Here is a 3006-nt window from a genome sequence, read left to right as displayed (position 1 = left end):
CCGCGAAGGGATGGGTCGCGCCCACCGGGTGACCGCGCTGGTGGACGCGACCCATCCCTTCGCGGAGCGCATCACGGCGAACGCGGCGGAGGCGGCACGCGTGGCGGGGGTCCCGCACGCGGTCCTGCGCCGCCCCGGCTGGGACCTCGACGACGACTGGCATCCGGTGGCCTCCCTGGAGGAGGCGGCGCGGCTCGTACCCCGCCTGGGACGACGGGTGTTCCTCAGCACAGGCCGGCTCGGGCTCGCGGCCTTCGCCGGCCTGACGGCCACCCGGTTCGTGGTGCGCTCGGTGGAGCCACCGGAGCCGCCCCTGCCTCCGCACTGTGAACTTCTGTCGGCGCGGGGCCCGTTCAGCCTCCCGGACGAGGTGGACCTGCTCCGCACGCACCGCATCGACGTCCTGGTGACGAAGGACAGCGGGGGAGCGGCGACGGCGCCGAAACTGGCCGCCGCCCGCTCGCTGTCGTTGCCGGTGGTCGTCGTACGCCGCCCAGAACTCCCCTCCGGCGTGCGGGCGTTGCCGGACGTGGAGGGTGTGCTGGACTGGCTGGCCGGGGTCATTCCCCCCGGGGGTGCCTGCGCAGCAGATAGGTGTCCATGATCCAGCCCTTGCGCTCCCGCGCCTCCGCCCGCACCCGCTCGATCTCCGGACCCGCCTCCGCGAGCGGACCGGAGACCAGGATCTCGTCCGGGGTGCCGATGTAGGCGCCCCAGTAGATGTCGATGTCCTCCCCGGCGTACTCCCGGAACGCCTGGTGGGCGTCGAGCATCACCACCACGTCGTCCACCCCCTCCGGGAGCCCCTCCGCCAGCCGCCGCCCGGTGGTGATCTGCACCGGCCGCGCCACCCGGTTCAGGCCGGTCCGGTGCCGGGCGACCAGCGCGGAGACGCTGCTGATGCCGGGCACCACGTCGTACGTGAACTCCACCGCGCCCCCCGCCAGCACCTCCTGCAGGATGCCGAGCGTGCTGTCGTACAGCGAGGGGTCGCCCCACACCAGGAACGCGCCCGTGCCGTCCTCCGCGACCTCCTCCGCGATGAGCCGCTCGTAGATCCCCGCGCGGGCGGTCCGCCAGTCCTCGACGGCCGGCGAGTAGGCCGCACCGCCCGCCCGCCGGTCCCGCTCCGGGTCCCGGGCCGCCACCACCCGGTACGACCCCTCGGGCAGATGCGCGTCCAGGATGTCCCGGCGCAGCTGCGTCAGATCACTCTTCACCTCGCCCTTGTCGAGCAGGAAGAACACGTCCGTGCCGCGCATCGCCTTGACCGCCTGCAACGTGAGCTGGTCGGGGTCGCCCGCACCGATACCGATGACATGAATCTTTCGCACCCACCGAGTCTGCCGCACGGGGTGAAGGACGCCGGATACGGGGGCGGTGACGGGAACCGGGAGGCCCGCGGGGCCGTGGTAATGATCACGGCGGGATCGACAGCGATCTTCCGCCCCCTCGATGACGGAGGCTCAGCGTGAAGAGAACGACCCGTGCGGCACTGCTCCTCGCGGCCACGGCCCTCACCCCGGCCCTCCTCCTCTCCACCCCCGCGTCCGCCGCCGTCGCGGCCACGACGGTCTCGGCCACGGCGTCCACCCCGGTGGACCAGATGTCCGACGACGACGTCCGGGTCGCCATCTCCCGCATACTCGCGGACCCGGCGAGCGGCAAGGCGGTCCTCCGCCAGGCCAACGCGGCACTGAACGGAACGATCGCGGACCAGCGAGCCTTCCTGGAAACCGGTTACCGCCTGGCGCAGGCCGAGGACGACCGCGTGGCCATCGCCCGCATTTTGGCGGACCCGCAGAGCGGCAAGGCCGTGAAGCGGGAGGCGAGCAAGGCGCTGGACGGGACGATGGACGACCAGCGGGCGTTCCTGGAGACCGGGTACCGGCTGGCGCAGGGCGAGGACGACCGGGTGGCCGCCCTACGCATCATCGCGGACCCGAAGTCCAGCCCGGCCCTCCGCGCCGCGGCCTCCGCCGCTCTCGACGGCACGCTGGAGGAGCTGCGGTACTTCGTCGCGGTGGGGCAGTACCAGGTGCACTAGCGCCCGGCGGGGAGTCGCTCCGGGGCGCACGTGGGTACTCGGCTCTTCCGGTGGGCCCGGACGGGCCGGGTCCCGCGGACGGAGGCAGCCGCCATGTACGACAGCCCCCTTGCAGGCCGTACCGTCGTCGTGACCGGGGCCGCGCGCGGCCTGGGTGCGGCCCTGGCACACGCGTTCGCCGAGCGCGGCGCGCGGCTCGCGTTGCTCGGTTTGGAAGGGCCGCAACTGGAGCGAGTGGCGGCATCGCTTCCGCCGCCGGTGATCGCCCTGGAGGTCGACATCACCGACTTCGGTGCCCTGGAGCGCGCGGCGGTGGAGGTACGGGAGCGGCTGGGGCGGCCGTCCGTCGTCGTGGCGAACGCGGGGATCGCCGAGGGCGGCCCCTTCGCCGGGTCCGCCCCCGAGTCCTGGCGGCGGGTGATCGACGTCAACCTGGTCGGCAGCGCCCTGACCGCGCGGGCGTTCCTGGACGACCTGCTGGCCACCTCCGGCTACTTCCTCCAGGTGGCGTCGCTGGCCGCGTTCGGCACCTCACCGATGATGAGCGCCTACTGCGCGTCCAAGGCGGGCGTCGAGTCGTTCGCCCGCTCCCTCCAGGCCGAGGTCGCCCACGAGTCCGTCGGCGTGGGCATCGCCTACATCAACTGGACCGACACGGACATGACCCGCGACGCCGACCACCACCCCGTCCTGCGTGAACTGCGCGCCCACATGCCGGCCCCGGCCCGCAAGGTGTACCCGGCGGAGGTGGTCGCCGAGCGCCTGGTCCGCGCGGTGGAGCACCGGCGCACGTCGGTGTACGTACCGGCCTGGCTACGGCTCGCCCAGTGGGGACGCGCGTTGATTCCACCGGTCGTGCGGCACGTCTCCAGCCGGACCCTGCCGCGCTTGCAGTCCGACCGGGCGCTGCCCCCCACGGGGCTGCTGGGGGCGGGGGGAGTGGCGGACGAGGAGCGGCG

General features: G+C 73.5%; 4 protein-coding genes. 3 read left to right on the top strand and 1 reads right to left on the bottom strand.

Translation table 11 applies throughout. The annotated features are described in order from the left end of the window. A partial coding sequence (locus CCN33_RS28410) for a precorrin-6A/cobalt-precorrin-6A reductase (protein WP_107484012.1) occupies positions 1-604 on the top strand: 604 nt, incomplete at its 5' end. Here the strand turns inward: CCN33_RS28410 and cobF are convergent. Beyond that, positions 561-1334, bottom strand: a complete 774-nt coding sequence (gene cobF / locus CCN33_RS28405) for a precorrin-6A synthase (deacetylating) (protein WP_086696278.1) — start codon at positions 1332-1334, stop codon at positions 561-563. The two genes, CCN33_RS28410 and cobF, sit on opposite strands and share 44 nt — an antisense overlap. A 137-nt stretch (positions 1335-1471) precedes the next feature. Between cobF and CCN33_RS28400 the strand changes: the two genes are divergently transcribed. Together CCN33_RS28400 and CCN33_RS28395 are read left to right on the top strand one after the other, a co-directional pair. After that, positions 1472-2047, top strand: coding sequence for an ALF repeat-containing protein (locus CCN33_RS28400; protein WP_086696277.1), 576 nt, complete (start codon positions 1472-1474; stop codon positions 2045-2047). Positions 2048-2140: 93 nt separating this feature from the next. Further along, positions 2141-3006, top strand: an 866-nt coding sequence (locus CCN33_RS28395) for an SDR family oxidoreductase (RefSeq protein WP_107484011.1), incomplete at its 3' end; no start/stop codon positions are given.

Source organism: Streptomyces recifensis (assembly GCF_002154615.1).
In the GTDB taxonomy this organism is placed as follows: domain Bacteria; phylum Actinomycetota; class Actinomycetes; order Streptomycetales; family Streptomycetaceae; genus Streptomyces; species Streptomyces griseoluteus.
Note: the sequence above shows the minus strand (reverse complement) of the source record. Positions and strands in the feature narration are given on the sequence as shown.